This window comes from Streptomyces sp. NPDC057010 (genome assembly GCF_042673805.1).
GTDB lineage: Bacteria > Actinomycetota > Actinomycetes > Streptomycetales > Streptomycetaceae > Streptomyces.
In genome coordinates this window covers 59,698-76,868 of record NZ_JBHUSC010000004.1, presented here as the reverse complement: position 1 = coordinate 76,868, position 17,171 = coordinate 59,698, and the positions used below count along the sequence as shown (strand labels likewise).

Here is a 17,171-nt window from a genome sequence, read left to right as displayed (position 1 = left end):
GACGGGCAGCGCCCGAACACTGCTGCCCGTCCCCCGCCGTGTCGTCATCGGCAGAACGAGGTCAGTAGGCGTGTCCCGCATGCGCCAGTGCCTGCTTCAGCAGCACTCCGTGCCCGCCCGGCATCTCGCTCTGCACGGACGGGGCGGCCGCCTCCTGCGGGCTGAGCCAGACCAGGTCCAGGGCGTCCTGCCGGGGGCGGCAGTCCCCGGTCACCGGCACGATGTACGCGAGCGACACCGCGTGCTGGCGCGGGTCGTGGAAGGAGGTGATGCCCGCCGTGGGGAAGTACTCGGCGATCGTGAAGGGCTGGAGGGAGGCGGGAACACGGGGCAGGGCCACCGGGCCCAGGTCCTTCTCCAGATGGCGCAGAAGCGCGTCACGGACCCGCTCGTGATGCAGCACTCGGCCGGACACCAGCGTTCGGCTGACCGTTCCGTCAGGACCGATGCGCAGCAGCAGTCCGATGCTGGTGACTTCACCCCTGTCGTCCACGCGTACGGGCACGGCTTCCACGTACAGGACCGGCATGCGGGCCCTGGCCATTTCCAGCTCATCCGTGCTCAGCCAGCCGGGCATGGTCTCGGTCACGTCAGACATTGCTTGATCATACTTTCCGGGAGCCACGACCGCAGGATACGCGCCCAATTCCACCGCGACCACGGGCGATTCTCCAGTCTCCAGGGGCGCCGGGTCCGGGTCACCATCGGGCGCGGAGTACGCCATCACTGTCGGGCAGGGCGGCGAGGACCGCGCCGACCTCGGGGGTCAGGTCGGGCCAGAGGGTCAGCAGGGCGCGCGGGCGGAGGTGTGCGCGCACGGTGTCGAGGTTCTCCGTCGTGAGGCGGTGCCAGCGTGCGGCGTTGCGGACGTGGGCGGCCTGTGTCACCTCCGGCTCGTCGAGTTCCGCTGCGTACGGGGAGGCCGTCAGGGGCTCGGGGAAGAGGCCGAGTTCCCGTGTACGGGCCACGGCGTCGGCGCAGGGGCGGTCGCTGCCCACGTACACGTACTGGTCCCACCCGACGTGCACGGTGAACTCTTCACCCACTTCCAGCCGGATCTGCTCCAGGGCGACCGGAAGGGAGACCTCGGCCCCGTCGTGGTAACCGGTGAGGTCGGGCGGAAAGAGACCCCCAGAGGCCAGGTCCCTCGACCGGCGGCTCCGCTCCGGGCTCGCGGATCTCCAGCCGGTCGATGCCCGAGGCTTCCGCGAAGGCGGCGATCGCCGCCAGGTACGCCGCCTCGACCGGCCCGTGGTCGCCGGCCGTGTCCTCGGTACCGGTGTAGTGGCCGTGCTCGTCACGGTCGGCGGGGTGGTATTTGGTGATCCGGTGGACGAAGGCGGGCGGCACGTTGCTCCTGGGTGGTCGGAAGGGGTGCTGGCATCCCTGGCGGCGAGGCTCGCTCGAACGGGCTACCGCGCCCTGGGGGCGCGGACCTCATTGCGGATGGTCGCTGTCTTCGCGGCGAAGGCCTCGAGGTCGAATTCGGCGGGAGGCTTGCTGAAGTCCACGCTCAGGGTTACCTCGACCACGGCCGAACCGTCCGCCCAGGAACAGTCCGGTCCCCAGTTCGTCCCGAACTGATCGGTCTCCCGCACGATCCGGCAGGACACGGGCTCCGAGGAGCCCTGAGGGAGGATCGTGCGGGGACCGATGATCACGGTGGACTGCGTGGGAACGCTGTGCCGGCGGTCGAGGATCTTCAGGAACTCGTCGCGTGCCGTGACCGGGCTGAGTACGGTTCCGTACACCCCGGTCACCGCCAGCACGGGCCCTGACGTGTCCGACTTCCGGTCGGCGGGCTGGTAGGCGGCGAACGCGGAGACGCCGTTCTCGATCTGGCCGGAGAGCGTCGACGCGATGTTCTGATCGGGCTTGGAGTGATCGGACTCCGTGAAAGTGCCCTTCAGCACCGCCTTGGGCATCTCCAACCGGTATGGCCCTGAAGGGGTGGGGGCTTGTCCCAGGCTGCCCGGCAACGGGCTCCCGCCCTCTCCGCCGCCACCACAGCCGGCCAGCACCATGGCCGCGGCCCCCACCGCAAGCGACTTGAAGTACCGCTTCACGTGCTTCTCCCACCCCAGACAGTCGAACATGATCACTTTGCCATGACGTGGCACGTACCGGACGAGGGGGAAGTCATCGTCAAGCGTGCTGGGACTGCTGGTCGAGGTGATGTGCGGATGTGCCGGTAAGCCGCCACCGGCACTACCCGGCCCTCCAGCGCATCGGCATCCCTCAGCGGAACTCGTGGACCACCTCGATCGCGCCGACGATGTGAGCGTTGAAGTCGTCCAGCTCTTCAGCCGGAACCCAGAGCTCGAGGATCGTCCGCCCGCCGGCCTGCTGGACGGGGTACCGGCTCAAGAACGCAGACTCGACCTCGAATCGGGTGACGAAGCCGACGCCACTGTGCTTGACGTTCCAGTCCCTCGCGATCTTGATCGCGTAGTCCTCGTTGAGGACCGGGTAGAAGATCGGCTGCTCGGGAAGCCGAGGCGGCCAGGCACGCCAGTTCAGCTCGCGGACCAGGTCCAGCTCCTCGGGGCCGGTGGGGCGCCACAGGGTCGTCGTTGCTCGCTGGCTGGTCATGTGAATCGCTCTCTGAACGCGGCAGGCCGCTGGTACGGCTGGTCTGAGACCGGACGATACCGGCGCCGGGAATTCGACGGCCACGCAGTTTTCCACACCAGGTCATCGCCGTGACCAGCAGTTACGGGAACGGTTCCTCACTTCACCTGAACCAAGCACGCCCGTCTCTGACCGCGACAAGCATGGAAGCCTGTCCGCATGGATGCATTCGCGGACCGACTCGACGGCGCGTGGAAGTGGTGGGAAGCCGCCATCGGGGAAGCGCAGGAAGGCGGCTGGGTCCGTGACGCCGTGGAACGGCAAGTGATCGAGGACATCCGCGCCGCCACCAACCCCCTCCATGGTGGGCGGACGGCGCCGTTCACCGAGGACTCCTGGCACGTACGCATCGGAAGGATCGCGAACTGGGCCGGGGTGCTGCGGCTCGCGGCCCGGTCAGGCGGCTGGGTGCTCCAACCTGTCGCCGGGCTCCTCCCTCCGAACCCTGCCGGCATGACCGAGCTTCTGTCTGGCATCTACGCGGTCGGCGAGCAAGGTGAAATCTGGATGCAGCAGAGCCTGAAGGGCGAAATGCCACCAGAAGACGAAATCGCGAAGGCGGAGAGCTTCCTCACCGGGCCGGGGTCCATCGAGGACCTTGAGCTCTTCTTCTACGATTGAAAGGGGGCGTCCTTCATCGTCACCGTCATGCCCGGATGAGGATGCCGGCGAGGCGGAGTGCGGCTTGGTAGGCGAGCCGGCCGGGCTCCCGTGAACGTCTCCAACCAGGCCGGCTCAGCCCGCAACACCCCACCCCTACTGGCAGAATGCCCCGAGCCGAGCCTGCCGCGACAGCCTTTACCGCTCGTCGTCGACAGCGCCGGGAGCCAAGGCCGGGGAAGGCAGGATGTGGCGTGCCTCGCCGCCGGACCACCACACACCGATGGCGAGGACCGCGGTGGACTCCAGCAGCGATGCCCGGGTCAGTCCACCGCAGGACAGCGGCAGGCAGCCCATCGACGTGATCAGCTCTTCCGTGAGGGCGGCCGCGGCGCGGGTGTTGGCACAGAAGGGCACCGCCAGGGGCGCGCCCTCGAAGGCGGGACGCGGCAGGGTCCAGATGCTTTCGTGGCAGATGCCGAAGACCTTGGCGACACCGGCGTCCGGTGCGGCGGCGGCGATGCGCGCGGCGACGGAGTCCTCGCCGCCGGTGGTGGTCAGAGAGGGCCCGTCCGGACCGGGCGCCATGGGGACGGTGCAGTCGAGCACCGTGCGCCCGGCCAGGACGGGGGCGAGTTCCGCGGCCAACTGCGGTGCGCTGTCCGCCGGTACGGCCATCAGGACCGCCTCGCCGTAAGCGGCTGCCTCGGCGAGGCCTCCGTGCCCGGCGGCTTTGACGCCTGCCGCGGCCGTGGCTGCGGCCGCCGCGTTCCGCCCGCCCACCAGGACCTGGTGGCCTGCCCGTACCCAGGCGCCGCCCAGGGCCGTGGCCATCGAGCCCGTCCCGAGAATGCCGATGCGCATGATGCTGCTCCCCTTTGCCCTTGCCTTGCGGGATGTCATTGCGATGGACGCTAGGCGGGCCGATGCACACCGCACGGTGTGCATCGGCCGGGCAGGATGGGCGCATGGGAGAGCGTGAGGAGCTGGCGGGGGACGGGTTCGCGGCGGACTGCCGGGCGCGGGTCGCCTTCGAGGTGCTGGCGAACCGATGGGACAGCGTGGTGGTCTTCATCCTCGGCGAGGGCGGCCCGATGCGCCCGCGGGCCCTGCTGGACCGGATCGGCGGGATCAGCCCCAAGGTGCTCAACGACGCGCTGCGGCGGCTGGAGTACAACGGCCTGGTGGAGCGCCGCCGTTACGCCGAGGCGCCACCACGCGTGGACTACGCACTCACCGAGGCCGGCACCGCCCTGCTGGTCCCCATCCGCGCGATGGGCACCTGGGCCGCCCGCTACGCGGACACCGTCCTGGCCTCCCAGGACCGCTTCGACACACGCTGATACCCGCCCGTCCGCCCGCCCGCCCGTCCGCCCGTCCGCCCGTCCGCCCGGCAGGACGGTCGTACTGTCAGCCGGCCTTGAGGGTGCCGCCGTCGATGATGTGGTCGGCGCCGTGGATGCTGGCGGCCCGGTCCGACAGCAGGAAGGCGACCAGGTCGGCCACCTCCTCGGGCTCGGCGATGCGTCCCGAGGCGATGCCGGCCTGCTCGGGGAGGCCGGCGAGCAGGTCGTCGTGGGCCACCCCGAACGCGGCGGCCACCTTGCCGCCGAAACCGTCCGGGTCGGTCCACAGCGGACTGGCGACGACGCCCGGGGAGACGGTGTTCACACGGACGCCGCTCGGCGCCAGCTCCTCGCTGAGCCGCTTCCCGAACTGCGTCAGCGCCGCCTTGGCCTCCGCGTAGCCGACGGGCGAGCCGCCGGGCACGCGGGCGCTGATCGAGGAGATGTTCACGATCGCGCCCTTGCGCTCCAGAATGCTCGGCAGCGCCGCCTTGGTGGTCCACACCGCGCTGAAGAGGTTGAGGTCGAACATGCTCTGCCACTGGTCGTCGTCGACGTCCAGGAACCCGGCGAGCGACAGCCCTTCCGGGTCGCCCGCGCCGACGTTGTTGACGAGGAAGTCGATCCCGCCGACCGCGGCCAGCGCCTGATCGACGATCGACCGCGCCCCGTCGCGGGTGCTCAGGTCGACGGACACCGCCGCGGCGGCGACCTTCTCCAGCTCGGGGGTGACGGTCCGGGCGGCACCCACCACGCGCACACCCTCCGCGGCCAGGGCCCGGGCGATCGCGAGGCCGATGCCGCGGCTCGCGCCGGTGACCAGAGCGGTCTTCCCGCTGATTCCGAGTTCCATGAGTTCCCCTTCACCGAATGACAAATTCTTGAACTGGAGGTCTAAAATTAGGGCGCAAAAAACTCCGCCGCTTGGTGCGGCGCGCCTCAGAGGCCCGCCAGGGCCGTGTCGACGATCTGATACAGGACCGGCCGGTCGAACGTCTTGACCATGACCCGCAGTCCCGCGAGCGTGGCCTGGAGGAACAGTGCGTACGCCCGGGCGTCGACGCCCCGGTCGACGTCACCGTCCCGCTGCCCCTGCTCGATGCGGGCGGCGAACAGATCGATGCTGCGCTCCTCCATGCGGTGGACCGCGCGGGTGGCCTCCTCGTCCTGCCCGCCGAGCTCCTCGACCGTCTTCTGAGCCAGACACCCGCGCCGGGCCGGCTCGTCCAGGCTCATGTCCACGAGCAGCACGAAGTACGCGCGGATGCTCTCCTTGGCGGTGCCCGGCCCGAACAGGGACTCCTCGGCCAGCTCCGAACACAGCCGGCCATAGAGGTCCAGCACCTTGCCGAACAACTCACGCTTGGAGCCGAAGGAGTGGTAGAGACTGCCCTTGGCCACTCCGGTCGCCTCGGCGAGATCGGCAGGGGAAGTGCCCGCGTAACCCTTGGTCCAGAACGTCTGCATCGCCTGCGCGATGACCACGTCCGGTTCGAAGCTCTTCGGCCTTCCCATGCCGCCACTGTAGTGATCATTTGACCTGGAGGTCAAGTATTCGAGCCGTGGTCCGAACTGCCGACCTACCGCCGGTGTTGCGGCAGCATGGCGAGCGCGTGGCAGTCGCGCGAGATCCCGGACGAGGGCCTCCGCAGTGTCTACCATCCCCTGGCAGGAGCCCACTCCCCCTCTCCCCTTCGCTCCCCCGCGCTCTGCAAGGACGAGTCCCGCCATGACCGTTTCCCGTGCCATCGGAGTCAGCGAAGCGCAGCCACGCCTCGCCGAGCTGACCGTCGTTGACGTCCGTACTCCCGGCGAGTTCGCCACCGGCCATCTGCCGGACGCCCTCAACGTGCCCCTCGACCGGCTCGCGCGGAGCGTGCCTGACCTGAGGGAGGCCGCCGAGCGGGGGCCCCTGCTCGTGGTGTGCGCCTCCGGGGGCCGCTCCGAGAGCGCCGTCACGGAGCTCGCCGTGCACGGCATCGCCGCCTCCAGCCTCACCGGCGGCACCCGCGCCTGGGTGGCCGCCGGGCACCGGCTCGAACATCCCGCCGGGCGCGTGCGGGCCGTCTGGGCGATGGAACGGCAGGTCCGGTTCGCCGCCGGCGGCCTCGTGCTGCTCGGCCTGCTCCTCGGGCTGCTCGTGCACCCGGCCTTCCAGCTGCTGTCCGCGGCGATCGGGGCCGGCCTGGTCTTCTCCGCGGTCACCAACACCTGCGGCATGGCCGTCGTGCTCGGCCGACTGCCGTTCAACCGCCGCGGCGCACAGACTTCCGTATGACAGCCGTGCCCTGGGGCGCGGCACGGGGGCGTGGTCAAGCGGGTCTGTCGGAGACCGCGCGGGCGATCTCGCGCAGCATGGCGGCAGCGGACGGGCGCAGGACCGGGGCGTCGAGGGCGGTGAGCGCCTGCAGGCCGAGTTCGGCGATCAACTGCTCGACGGCATCGCGGGCACCCGTTTCGGTGAGGATGCGGCGGACGGTCGCGGCGTCCTGATGGCCGAGGCGCCGATTGCCGAGGAGGCGGCGGAGGGTGCGGGCCTGGGCGGGGGCCGCGCGTTCGTAGGCCGTGGTGATCAGGAGGGTCTGTTTTCCCTCGCGGAGGTCTTCGAGCGTGCCCTTCCCGGTGATGCCGGGGTCACCGAAAACCCCCAGGACGTCATCGCGCAGCTGGAACGCGTCGCCCATCGGAAGCGCGAATGCCGACAGCGCGTCCAGCTGCTCACCGCTCGCGCCCGCCAGCAGGGCACCGAGCTGCAGCGGACGTTCGAAGGTGTACCGAGTGGTCTTGTAGCGGATGATCCGCCAAGCGGTACCGGCTGCCCCGTCCGGCGCTGCCCGGCCGGACGCCGCGAGGTCGAGGTACTGGCCGATCATGGTTTCGGTCCGAAGGGCGTTGAGCACCGGCCGCACCGCCGCCAGCTGGGCCGCAGTGAAGTCGGCGCCGTGCAGCAGTTCGTAGGACCAGCCCAGCGCGATGTCGCCGAGGAGCATGGCGACGTGGACGCCGAGCGCGTCCGCATCGCGGTGGCCCGCGAGCCGTTTCGCCAGAACGCGGTGGGCAGTGGGCCTTCCTCGGCGCAGCTCGGAACGGTCCATGATGTCGTCGTGGATCAGCGCGAACGTGTGGAACAGTTCGAGTGAGGCAGCGGTGAGCCACACCGCCATCGGCGGCGGGTCATCGCTGACAGCGCGCCAGCCCGCGACACACAGGGCCGGGCGTACGCGTTTGCCGCCCGCGGCCAGCAGGTCCCGGAGCAATCCCGTGAACAGCGTCAGTTCCGCGAGATCGGCGGCCGTCCGTTCCTGCTCGTCGAGGAAGCCGATCAGCAGGGACTCGACGACCGAGCCGATCGCGGTGGCGTCCGCAGCCGCCACGCTCTCGGGAAGAGCTGCGGCCGTCACCGGCTCCCCCCGGAGACCACGTGTTCGGGAAACCCCACCCATATCCTCGGCAGCCGCAGACGCCGGCAGGCGGCGTCGGCGGTCTGCTCGGTCGTGTTCCGCCGGCGGGGCAGAGTCACTCGGCTTCTCCCTCACGGTGAGCGCGGCCACTGGAGCGAAACGGCGGGTGACCAGCACCTCGCCCCAGGAGCATCCTGATGCTCCCCGCCCAGGAAGCACACCGCTACCGGCCGCCGCGAACATCACCCGACCGTGGATCGCGGTGCCCCCAATCCGTGCACGCCGCCGACACGGTCAACGCCGTGGACTGCGCGTATCGCGGGCGTATCGAAAATTGCATACGCCCCCGCATCGGGCCTTCGTTTCCCATGGGGGTATGAACCACAACGCATCCCTGTCAGCACCACCGCGCCGCGCGCGCAGGTTCGTGCTTCTCGGCCTGGCGGTCCTCGGTGTGGGGGGCGGGGTGTTCGTCGTGCGGGGGCCGCTCATGATGGCCGCTCCGCGGTGTATGGCCGGGCGGTGGCACGGGTGCTTCGACACGTTCAACGGTGTCGTGCTCATGACGCTGGTCGCACTGCCGTTGGCCGCGTTGGTGGTGTGGGCTCTGGCGCGGTGGCGGCGTGCCGCCGGGGTTGCAGCGGCGTGGCGGATGTCGCTGGCCGAGGTGGGCATGGTGCACGGGACGGTGCCGTTCCTGTGGATGACCATGATGCCGGGCTCCGGGGCCGGCATCGTTCCCGGGCGGGTGAGCCTGGTGCCGTTGCGGGACCTGCTCACGATGGGGCCGCTCGGGATCGTCGGCAACCTGCTGGTCTTCGCGGCGCTGGGGTTCTTCGCCCCGATGCGGTTCGCGGCGCTGACGTCGGTACCGCGGGTCCTGGCGCTCGGGGCGGGGTGCTCGGTCCTGGTCGAAACCGCACAGTACGTCCTGCGACTGGACCGGGTGTCCTCGGTGGACGACGTACTGGTCAACGCCGCCGGCGCCGTGCTGGCCGCGCTGGCGTCGCGCCGCTGGTGGTGCACCACGGTGGAGGGGCCGTCGGAGCGATCGCGCCCCGTGCCGGCATCTGCATCGGCCGGCTGAGCGCGTGGCCGGGTGCGCACGGCCTTGCATACGTCGGCAATATGTCGCGCTGTCTAGGCTCCTGACATGCGCGTACTGATCGTGGAGGACGAGCCCTACCTGGCGGAAGCCGTCCGTGACGGTCTACGGCTGGAGGCGATCGCCGCGGACATCGCCGGCGACGGCGACTGCGCCCTGGAACTGCTCAGCCTCCACTCGTACGACCTCGCGGTCCTCGACCGCGACATCCCCGGCCCCTCCGGCGACGAGGTCGCCCGGCGCATCGTCGCCTCCGGCAGCGGCATCCCGATCCTCATGCTCACCGCCGCCGACCGGATCGACGACAAGGCGTCCGGGTTCGAGCTCGGCGCCGACGACTACCTCACCAAGCCGTTCGAGCTGCGGGAGCTCGTCCTGCGGCTGAGGGCGCTCGACCGCAGACGCGCGTTCGCCCGGCCACCGGTGCGCGAGATCGCGGGCCTGCGGCTCGACCCCTTCCGCCGGGAGGTCTTCCGCGAGGGACGCTACGTCGCCCTCACCCGCAAACAGTTCGCCGTGCTGGAGGTCCTCGTCGCCGCCGAGGGCGGGGTCGTCAGTGCCGAAGAGCTGCTGGAGCGGGCCTGGGACGAGAACGCCGACCCCCTCACCAACGCCGTGCGCATCACCGTCTCCGCACTGCGCAAACGGCTCGGCGCACCCTGGATCATCGCCACGGTGCCCGGTGTCGGCTACCGGATCGACACCCGCACGGACACCCCCGACCCCGGCAGTACGCATGCGCACGCGTAGACGCCGAGGCCTCAGTGCCCGGCTGAAGCTCACCCTCAGCTACGCCGGGTTCCTCGCCGTCGCCGGCGCTCTGCTGCTGGCCGTGGTGTGGGGGTTCCTGCTGCGCTACGTACCCGACAATTCCCAGGGGCTTCTCGGGATCGCGCCCAACCGCTACCTCCTCGTGCGGACCTTCGCCCCCGCCGCGGCCGTGGCAATGGCCTTCCTCCTCGTGTTCGGCCTCGTCGGGGGCTGGATCCTCGCCGGCCGGATGCTCGCACCGCTCACACGGATCACGGCCGCGGCGCGGACGGCCGGGACCGGCTCGCTGTCCCACCGGATCCGCATGGAAGGCCGACAGGACGAGTTCCGTGAACTCGCCGACACGTTCGACACCATGCTCGAACAACTGGAGTCGCACGTCGCCGAGCAGCAGAGGTTCGCCGCGAACGCCTCCCACGAGCTGCGCACCCCGCTGGCCATCTCGCAGACGCTGCTCGACGTCGCCCGAAGGGATCCCGGGCGGGACCCGGACGACCTCTTCGAACGCCTGCAGGCTGTCAATACGCGCGCGATCGACCTCACCGAGGCCCTCCTGCTGCTCAGTCGCAGCGACCGCGGGCGCTTCGACCGCGAGAGCGTCGACCTCTCCCTCGTCGCCGAAGAGGCCGCCGAAACCCTGCTCCCACTCGCCGAACAGCGCGGGATCACGCTCAACGTCACCGGCGCAGCGACGCGGACCAGCGGCTCCGCGGAGCTCCTGCTGCGGATGGTGACGAACCTCGTCCAGAACGCCATCGTCCACAACCTCCCCGCCGGCGGGACCGTGACGGTCCACACCGCGTCGTACGGCGACACGAGCGTGCTGCGGGTCGAGAACACGGGCCGTCGGCTCCCACCGGAACTGGTGCCGACCCTCACCGAACCCTTCCAGCGCGGAACGGAACGCGTACGCACTGACGAGCACGCCGGGGCGGGCCTCGGCCTGGCCATCGTGCACAGCATCGTCCGCGCCCACGACGGCACCCTCGATCTCGCCCCCCGGCCCGCCGGCGGCCTCCTCGTCACGGTCCGGCTTCCCGGCACCCGGTAGGTCTCGCGTGTTCCGGGCCGCCGGAACCGCCCGGTTCGCACAGCGGCCGGACGGCGGTGGCGTCAGTGGACGTCGCCCATCAGGCCCTGGACCTTCTTGCGGTACATGTGGATCGCGAGGCCCGCGAGTGCCGCGAGTGCGGCCTGCGCCGCGATGATCGTGGTCCCGTTGAGGTCCACGCCCGCGATGGACAGCAGGCCGGTGGTGCAGTCACCGGCGGTGACGGCCAGGAACCAGACACCCATCATCTGGGAGGCGTACTTCTGCGGGGCCATCTTCGTGGTCACCGACAGACCCACCGGGGACAGGCACAGCTCGGCGATGGTCTGGATCATGTAGATCGAGACCAGCCACATCGGGCTGACCTTCGCGTCCCCGCTCGCCATGCTCATCGGCACGACGAACACGAAGAACGAACCGCCGACCAGGACCAGCGCCATCGCGAACTTCACGATGGTCGACGGCTCCTGGTTCTTGCGCGCCAGCCAGATCCACAGCCACGCGAAGACCGGGGCCAGAGACATCACGAACAGCGGGTTCAGCGACTGGAACCACGTCGAGGGGAAGTCGAAGCCCAGCAGCGTGTTCGCCGAGTTGGTCTCCGCGAACGCCGACAGGGTGGAACCACCCTGGTCGTAGATCATCCAGAACACGGCGGCGGCCACGAAGAACCAGATGTAGCCGGTCATCTTCGACTGCTCGGTGGCGCTGAGGTCCTTGTCGCGCTTGATGCGGGCCAGGACACCGATCGGGATGAGCAGACCGGCGATGGTCAGCGGGACCATGGCCCAGTTCAGCGTGAAGACACCCGCGAAGCCGACGATCGCGTAGAACACGGCGATGATGCCGATCGCGGCCGCGGCCTTGACGATGATCGCGCTGCGCTCCTGCGCGGAGAGCGGGTTGGGAACCAGGTTGCTCGTCGGGCTCAGGTGCTTGGTGCCCAGGAGGAACTGGGCCAGACCCATCGCCATGCCCACACCGGCCATGGCGAAGCCCAGGTGCCAGTTGACGGTCTGGCCGACGGTGCCGATCGCCAGCGGCGCGACGAACGCACCGAGGTTGATGCCCACGTAGAAGAGGGTGAAGCCACCGTCACGGCGCGGGTCGGACGGGCCGTCGTAGAGGTGGCCGACCATCGTGGAGATGTTGGCCTTCAGCAGACCGGAGCCCACCGCAACCAGGGCCAGGCCGACGAAGAACATCGCCTGTCCGGGGACGGCGAGCGCGAAGTGGCCCGCCATGATCACGCCGCCCGCGACGGTGACCGTCTTGCGGGCGCCCCAGACGCGGTCACCGAACCAGCCGCCGGGCAGGGCCATGAGGTAGACCATGGCCACGTAGACGGAGTAGATCGCCGTGGCGACGGCGGTCCGCATGGCCAGGCCACCGGCCTGGCTGCCCTCCGCCGCGTCGGGACCGCCCGACAGGATGTACACGACGAGAAGGGCGCGCATGCCGTAGTAGGAGAAACGCTCCCACATCTCGGTCATGAACAGAGTGGCCAGGCCACGGGGGTGTCCGAAGAAGGTCTTCTCCGCGGACGGAGCCGCAGAGTCCCTCGTCAGGCTGGAAGCCATTGATTGTTCCTAGTCTTGTCGGGACGCTCCGAGCAGCTGCGCGATTGTCTGGAGAACGTACAGCGCAAAACCGAACAATCCGATTGGCGCCTGAACTCCGCTTCAGCATGGCCGAGGCGCCCTTGACCACCCCTGACGATCCGTCGAGCACCCGGGTACGGTGACCGCATGGATGACCGCGGACGCGTCCCGGCGGCCGTCCGCGAGGCTTACGATGCGGGGCGGGCGGAGCCGTAGCGCAGAGGTCGACGCGCGCGGTCTCCAAAATCGCGAGGACGCCGGTTCAAATCCGGCCGGCTCCGCCCGCCCCTCGAAACAGCGGCCCCGCCGGTCAAACGGTCCGGCCGAAGTACGCGGCGAGGCGGTCCAGGGCCGGTGCGTCGTCGGGTGCGGGCTGTGAGGGGGCGAACATGCCGGTGGCGGCGCGGATCTCGTCCGGGTAGTTCCCGTACCAGCCCCGCACCGCGGCCCGGACGGCGTCGGGGTCGCCGGATCGGTCCTGGCCGGTGGCGGTGGCCAGGTCCCAGCTGTGCAGGACGGCCTCCAGCAGGTGCAGGTCCGCGATCCGCGGGCCCAGGCCGCCGCCGGGCAGCGGCATCTGCCGCTCCAGCGCCCCCTCGGCCTGCCAGGCGGCCAGCACCTCCTTGGCGCCCCGCGCGTACACGTCGCCGGGCTGCCGGTCACCGATCTGGTCGCGGGCGAAGAGCGAGAAGTCCGGGCCGCCGCCCTCGGCCAGGGTGACGTAGTACAGGTTGCCGGCGACCAGGTGGTTGGCCAGGGCCCGCACGTCGAAGTCCGCGCACGGGGTGGGCCTGCCGTACTGGTCGGGGGTGACGCCGCTCAGCAGCCCGGTGGTGTGGTTCAGGGCCTTTTCCAGCAGAACGATGGTCTGGGACACGGTCGCGCCTCTCCTCGGAAGGTGTGGGGAGCCCGTGCGGCCACGGAGCCGCAGGGCTTGCCGGCCGGGGTCTCCCGTACCCGTTCGAAGTCCGGGTGACCGCGGCAGCAATCTCAGAGTGCACCCACTTGCGGACAGGTTCTGTCCGCAAGGAATCGCGCCGTCCTCAGTGGTCGCGCCCGAGACCGCGGTCGGGTGCGCTCATGTCCCCCGCCTCGGGAGTGCCGTCGGCGAGCCCGTAGCGCAGGTACACGGTGCCCTTCGGACTGGCTACCGGCGGTACCAGGAGCGTGACGTTCGAGGGCACCGCGCCATCGTCGAACACCCTCTTCCCGACGCCGAGCACGATCGGGTGCACCCAGAGGTCGAGGCGGTCGAAGAGCTTCTCGCGCAGGAGGGTCTGCACGAGGTTCAGGCTTCCGACGACCTTCACGTGCTCGTGCCGGTCACGGATCTCACGCACCGCGCCGGCGAGGTCCGGGCCGAGGTGCGTGGACCCGGCCCACGAGAGGTCGGGCTTGCCGCGAGAGGCCACGTACTTCGGGACGCTGTTGAAGAGCGTGGCGATCTCGTTGTCCTCGCCGCCCTCCTGGTGGGGCCAGTAGGCGGCGAAGATGTCGTACGTCCGGCGGCCGAGGAGGAGGGCGTCCGTGTCCTCGTACGCGGCACCGATCTGCGCCCCGGCGACGTCGTCCAGGAGGGGCGCCTGCCAGCCGCCGAACGGGAAACCCGCCGGGTCCTCGTCGGGGCCGCCGGGCGCCTGTCCGACGAGGTCGAGGGTCGCGAACATCTCGATGTGGATGAGGCCCATGGTGTGCTCCCGATGAGTCGGTTGTCTCCGTCAAGAGATAGACCTGCGGATGGCCGCGAACTCATCGCCACGCCGGAAAACCGGCTTCACCCGCGACGGGGCCGGCGGGGATCCGCGTCGGGTCCAAAAAAATCAGGCGGCGATGTCGAGAACCCGTGACCGGCTCCGTCCCCGCAGTGAACGCGACCACAATGGGTCGCACCAGCACCCAGGAGAACCACGATGGCCAAGTACCTGCTGCTCAAGCACTACCGCGGCGCCCCGGCCGCGGTCAACGACGTGCCGATGGACCAGTGGACGCCGGAGGAGATCTCGGCGCACATGCAGTACATGAACGACTTCGCGGCCCGGCTCGAGAAGACGGGCGAGTTCGTCGACGGTCAGGCGCTCGCCCCCCAAGGGGCGTGGGTACGGTACGACGGTGAGGGGCGCCCGCCGGTCACCGACGGACCGTTCGCCGAGACCAAGGACCTCATCGCCGGCTGGATGATCATCGACGTCGACGGCTACGAGCGCGCCGTCGAGCTGGCCGGAGAGCTGTCGGCCGCCCCCGGGGCGGGCGGCGAGCCGATCCACGAATGGCTGGAGGTGCGCCCCTTCCTGGCCGCGCCGCCCACCATCACGGAGTGAGCTCGGGGTGACCTCATCGATGGACGAAGCCCTGCTCAGGAGCCTCACCCCGAGCGTGCTCGCCGTCCTCGTCCGCCGCGGAGCCGACTTCGCGGCGGCCGAGGACGCCGTACAGGACGCGCTCGTCGAGGCGTTGCGCGTCTGGGCGGCCGACCCGCCGCGGGATGCCAAGGGCTGGCTGGTCACCGTGGCCTGGCGCAAGTTCCTGGACGCGACGCGCGCCGACACCGCCCGCCGCCGGCGGGAGGACCGCGTCGAGGAGGAGCCGGCGCCCGGGCCGGCGCCCGCGGTGGACGACACGCTCCGGCTCTACTTCCTGTGCGCCCACCCGTCGCTGACGCCGTCGTCGGCGGTCGCGCTCACGCTGCGCGCCGTCGGCGGGCTGACCACCCGCCAGATCGCCCAGGCCTATCTGGTGCCCGAGGCGACCATGGCGCAGCGCATCAGCCGGGCCAAGCGCACCGTCTCCGGCGTGCGCTTCGACCGACCCGGGGATGTCGCCACCGTGCTGCGCGTCCTCTATCTCGTCTTCAACGAGGGCTACTCCGGCGATGTCGACCTCGCCGCCGAGGCCGTCCGGCTCACCCGGCAGCTCGCGGCCGCGATCGACCACCCCGAGGTGGCGGGGCTGCTCGCCCTCATGCTCCTCCACCACGCCCGGCGGGCCGCCCGGACCGCGCCCGACGGCAGCCTGATTCCGCTCGCCGAGCAGGACCGCAGCCGGTGGGACACCCGGTTGATCGCCGAGGGCGTCGGGATCCTGCAGGCGGCCCTCGCCCGCGACCGGCTGGGCGAGTTCCAGGCCCAGGCCGCCATCGCGGCACTCCACGCCGACGCCCCCACCGCCGAGGAGACCGACTGGGTGCAGATCGTCGAATGGTACGACGAACTCGCCCGCCTGACCGACAGCCCGGTCGTCAGGCTCAACCGGGCTGTCGCCGTCGGGGAGGCCGACGGACCGCGCGCCGGCCTGGCGGCGCTCGCGGAGCTGGACGAGTCACTGCCCCGCCACGCCGCCGTGGCCGCGTACCTCCACGAGCGCGACGGCGATCTGGAGGCGGCGGCTCGGCTGTACGCCGAGGCGGCCCACAAGGCCCCCACCCTCGCCGAGCGCGACCACCTGACGCGCCGGGCCGCCCGGCTCAACACCCGCCGATCCCGCTGACGGGCCGCGCCAGGCGTGCGCCCGGGCCGGGCCGGGCGCACGCTTCACGCGGATCAGGTGCGGTACCGGTACAGGATCCGGCCGCGGGTCAGGTCGTACGGGCTCATCTCCACGATGACGCGGTCGAACGGGAGGATCTTGATGTAGTTCTTCCGGATCTTCCCGCTGATGTGTGCGAGCACGTGATGGCCGTTCTGGAGCTCCACCTTGAAGGTGGCGTTACGCAGGCACTCGACCACGGTGCCTTCGACTTCCAGGGCGTTCGGTGTTCTTGGCAATGTTTCTCGTTCCTCGATTGGTGAGTTGGTGTCGGATCGGCGGGACAGCTGCGCGTCAGCGACGCACCAGTTCCAGGTTGCCGCCGGCCCGCCGGGCCCCGATGCCCGCGAACAGGGCCATCGCGGCGGTGTTGGACTCGTCCACCTCGGCCCAGGCCGAGTCGATTCCGGCGTCGCGGCTCAGCGAGCCCAGCGCGTGGGCCAGTAGTGCCCGTCCGATGCCTTGGCGTTGCCGGTCGGCGCGTACAGCGACCAGTCCGATCCGCGCCCGGCGAGGGACCGGCGCCACCCGGACGAACCCCACGTACGCGCCGTCGCGGACCGCCACCGTGTACTGCGACGGGTCCGGCGGCATCGGTACGGTCGGGCGGGGCAGGACCTCGGCGGGCATGGTGCGCCATCCGACGCCGGCCTCGACCTCCTCGCGGATCGCGGCGTCCAGCGCATGGAGCAGCCTTTCGTCCGCTTCTCCGCCGGGCAGGATCGTCACGCCCGCCGGCGGTCGCACCGCGCCGAGTCCGGTTTCGCGGGGGTCGGTGGACAGGACGTACTCCCACTCGCGGCGTCCGGCCGTGAAACCGAGCTGCTCCCAGCGGGACTTCAGGTCGAGGTCGTCCTTGCCGACCAGGGTGTGGAGCGGAGCCGGCAGGTCCGCCAGTATCGCGGCGGCGAGCCGGCCGAAGACCGCGTCCTGCCACACGTCGATGCTGACGAAGAGCCGCCCGTCGGGCCGTTGCGAGACATCACCGTGGCCGACGATCCGGTCGTCCTCCACGGCCTGCCACTGGGTCTCGGTCACACGGGTGACCATCACGGAGTTCATGGTTGTCGCCTTTCAGGAGTGCCTTGTTGCAGAGGCGCTCCCGACGACACCTAGGTCAGCCGGACACCGTGACGGAATGAG

At 70.4% G+C, this 17,171-nt stretch carries 21 protein-coding genes and 1 tRNA gene; 9 read left to right on the top strand and 13 right to left on the bottom strand.

Annotated features, from left to right (window positions below):
- Positions 1–61: 61 nt before the first annotated feature.
- The 4 genes from ACFTXQ_RS06280 to ACFTXQ_RS06265 all read right to left on the bottom strand — a co-directional run bounded on the left by ACFTXQ_RS06280 (position 62) and on the right by ACFTXQ_RS06265 (position 2,592).
- Complete coding sequence (locus ACFTXQ_RS06280) at positions 62–589, bottom strand: NUDIX hydrolase family protein (RefSeq protein ID WP_382636748.1); 528 nt, start codon at positions 587–589, stop codon at positions 62–64.
- A 109-nt stretch (positions 590–698) separates the two neighbouring features.
- Positions 699–1,046, bottom strand: coding sequence for a hypothetical protein (locus ACFTXQ_RS06275; protein ID WP_382636392.1), 348 nt, complete (start codon positions 1,044–1,046; stop codon positions 699–701).
- Between the two features lie 366 nt (positions 1,047–1,412).
- Entirely contained in the window at positions 1,413–1,925 is a 513-nt protein-coding gene (locus ACFTXQ_RS06270; protein ID WP_382636391.1) for a hypothetical protein, read from the bottom strand.
- 313 nt (positions 1,926–2,238) lie between these two features.
- Positions 2,239–2,592: a hypothetical protein gene (locus ACFTXQ_RS06265; RefSeq protein ID WP_382636389.1), complete on the bottom strand. Its 354-nt coding sequence runs from the start codon at positions 2,590–2,592 to the stop codon at positions 2,239–2,241.
- Between the two features lie 198 nt (positions 2,593–2,790).
- Between ACFTXQ_RS06265 and ACFTXQ_RS06260 the strand changes: the two genes are divergently transcribed.
- Complete coding sequence (locus ACFTXQ_RS06260; RefSeq protein WP_382636387.1) at positions 2,791–3,252, top strand: hypothetical protein; 462 nt, start codon at positions 2,791–2,793, stop codon at positions 3,250–3,252.
- A gap of 177 nt (positions 3,253–3,429) precedes the next feature.
- Here ACFTXQ_RS06260 and ACFTXQ_RS06255 read toward each other — a convergent pair whose 3' ends face one another.
- The gene (locus tag ACFTXQ_RS06255) at positions 3,430–4,095 is read right to left on the bottom strand and encodes an NADPH-dependent F420 reductase (RefSeq protein WP_382636385.1); all 666 of its coding nucleotides are present in this window, start codon (positions 4,093–4,095) and stop codon (positions 3,430–3,432) included.
- Between the two features lie 104 nt (positions 4,096–4,199).
- Between ACFTXQ_RS06255 and ACFTXQ_RS06250 the strand changes: the two genes are divergently transcribed.
- Positions 4,200–4,574 carry a winged helix-turn-helix transcriptional regulator gene (locus ACFTXQ_RS06250; protein WP_382636383.1) on the top strand — a complete coding sequence of 125 codons (375 nt, stop codon included), beginning with the start codon at positions 4,200–4,202 and terminating at the stop codon, positions 4,572–4,574.
- A 67-nt stretch (positions 4,575–4,641) separates the two neighbouring features.
- Here the strand turns inward: ACFTXQ_RS06250 and ACFTXQ_RS06245 are convergent, their stop codons facing one another.
- Complete coding sequence (locus ACFTXQ_RS06245) at positions 4,642–5,430, bottom strand: SDR family oxidoreductase (protein ID WP_382636381.1); 789 nt, start codon at positions 5,428–5,430, stop codon at positions 4,642–4,644.
- A gap of 86 nt (positions 5,431–5,516) precedes the next feature.
- Entirely contained in the window at positions 5,517–6,092 is a 576-nt protein-coding gene (locus ACFTXQ_RS06240) for a TetR/AcrR family transcriptional regulator (protein WP_382636378.1), read from the bottom strand.
- A gap of 214 nt (positions 6,093–6,306) precedes the next feature.
- Here ACFTXQ_RS06240 and ACFTXQ_RS06235 point away from each other — a divergent pair, with 214 nt between their 5' ends.
- Positions 6,307–6,855, top strand: a complete 549-nt coding sequence (locus tag ACFTXQ_RS06235; protein ID WP_382636376.1) for a rhodanese-like domain-containing protein — start codon at positions 6,307–6,309, stop codon at positions 6,853–6,855.
- A gap of 34 nt (positions 6,856–6,889) precedes the next feature.
- Here the strand turns inward: ACFTXQ_RS06235 and ACFTXQ_RS06230 are convergent, their stop codons facing one another.
- Positions 6,890–7,978 carry a polyprenyl synthetase family protein gene (locus ACFTXQ_RS06230; protein ID WP_382636374.1) on the bottom strand — a complete coding sequence of 363 codons (1,089 nt, stop codon included), beginning with the start codon at positions 7,976–7,978 and terminating at the stop codon, positions 6,890–6,892.
- A 376-nt stretch (positions 7,979–8,354) separates the two neighbouring features.
- Between ACFTXQ_RS06230 and ACFTXQ_RS06225 the strand changes: the two genes are divergently transcribed.
- The 3 genes from ACFTXQ_RS06225 to ACFTXQ_RS06215 all read left to right on the top strand — a co-directional run bounded on the left by ACFTXQ_RS06225 (position 8,355) and on the right by ACFTXQ_RS06215 (position 10,905).
- The gene (locus ACFTXQ_RS06225) at positions 8,355–9,065 is read left to right on the top strand and encodes a VanZ family protein (protein WP_382636373.1); all 711 of its coding nucleotides are present in this window, start codon (positions 8,355–8,357) and stop codon (positions 9,063–9,065) included.
- Between the two features lie 66 nt (positions 9,066–9,131).
- Positions 9,132–9,833 (top strand): response regulator transcription factor, encoded by a 702-nt coding sequence (locus tag ACFTXQ_RS06220; protein WP_382636372.1) that lies wholly within the window; start codon positions 9,132–9,134, stop codon positions 9,831–9,833.
- Positions 9,820–10,905: a sensor histidine kinase gene (locus ACFTXQ_RS06215; protein ID WP_382636370.1), complete on the top strand. Its 1,086-nt coding sequence runs from the start codon at positions 9,820–9,822 to the stop codon at positions 10,903–10,905. Before ACFTXQ_RS06220 ends, ACFTXQ_RS06215 begins: the two co-directional genes overlap by 14 nt.
- A 62-nt stretch (positions 10,906–10,967) precedes the next feature.
- Here ACFTXQ_RS06215 and ACFTXQ_RS06210 read toward each other — a convergent pair whose 3' ends face one another.
- Positions 10,968–12,485 (bottom strand): peptide MFS transporter, encoded by a 1,518-nt coding sequence (locus ACFTXQ_RS06210; RefSeq protein ID WP_382636369.1) that lies wholly within the window; start codon positions 12,483–12,485, stop codon positions 10,968–10,970.
- Positions 12,486–12,712: 227 nt separating this feature from the next.
- Here ACFTXQ_RS06210 and ACFTXQ_RS06205 point away from each other — a divergent pair.
- A tRNA-Trp gene (locus tag ACFTXQ_RS06205) sits at positions 12,713–12,787 on the top strand.
- 29 nt (positions 12,788–12,816) lie between these two features.
- Here ACFTXQ_RS06205 and ACFTXQ_RS06200 read toward each other — a convergent pair.
- Both ACFTXQ_RS06200 and ACFTXQ_RS06195 read right to left on the bottom strand, forming a co-directional pair.
- Positions 12,817–13,383 carry a TIGR03086 family metal-binding protein gene (locus tag ACFTXQ_RS06200; protein WP_382636367.1) on the bottom strand — a complete coding sequence of 189 codons (567 nt, stop codon included), beginning with the start codon at positions 13,381–13,383 and terminating at the stop codon, positions 12,817–12,819.
- Between the two features lie 166 nt (positions 13,384–13,549).
- Positions 13,550–14,194: a dihydrofolate reductase family protein gene (locus tag ACFTXQ_RS06195; protein ID WP_382636365.1), complete on the bottom strand. Its 645-nt coding sequence runs from the start codon at positions 14,192–14,194 to the stop codon at positions 13,550–13,552.
- Between the two features lie 222 nt (positions 14,195–14,416).
- Between ACFTXQ_RS06195 and ACFTXQ_RS06190 the strand changes: the two genes are divergently transcribed.
- Both ACFTXQ_RS06190 and ACFTXQ_RS06185 read left to right on the top strand, forming a co-directional pair.
- Positions 14,417–14,824 (top strand): YciI family protein, encoded by a 408-nt coding sequence (locus tag ACFTXQ_RS06190; protein WP_382636364.1) that lies wholly within the window; start codon positions 14,417–14,419, stop codon positions 14,822–14,824.
- Between the two features lie 19 nt (positions 14,825–14,843).
- Positions 14,844–15,989, top strand: coding sequence for an RNA polymerase sigma factor (locus tag ACFTXQ_RS06185; RefSeq protein ID WP_382636746.1), 1,146 nt, complete (start codon positions 14,844–14,846; stop codon positions 15,987–15,989).
- 53 nt (positions 15,990–16,042) lie between these two features.
- Here ACFTXQ_RS06185 and infA read toward each other — a convergent pair whose 3' ends face one another.
- Together infA and ACFTXQ_RS06175 are read right to left on the bottom strand one after the other, a co-directional pair.
- On the bottom strand, positions 16,043–16,267 hold the full coding sequence (gene infA / locus ACFTXQ_RS06180; RefSeq protein ID WP_382636362.1) for a translation initiation factor IF-1: 225 nt from the start codon (positions 16,265–16,267) through the stop codon (positions 16,043–16,045).
- Positions 16,268–16,322: 55 nt separating this feature from the next.
- Entirely contained in the window at positions 16,323–17,090 is a 768-nt protein-coding gene (locus tag ACFTXQ_RS06175) for a GNAT family N-acetyltransferase (protein ID WP_382636360.1), read from the bottom strand.
- Positions 17,091–17,171 lie beyond the last annotated feature (81 nt).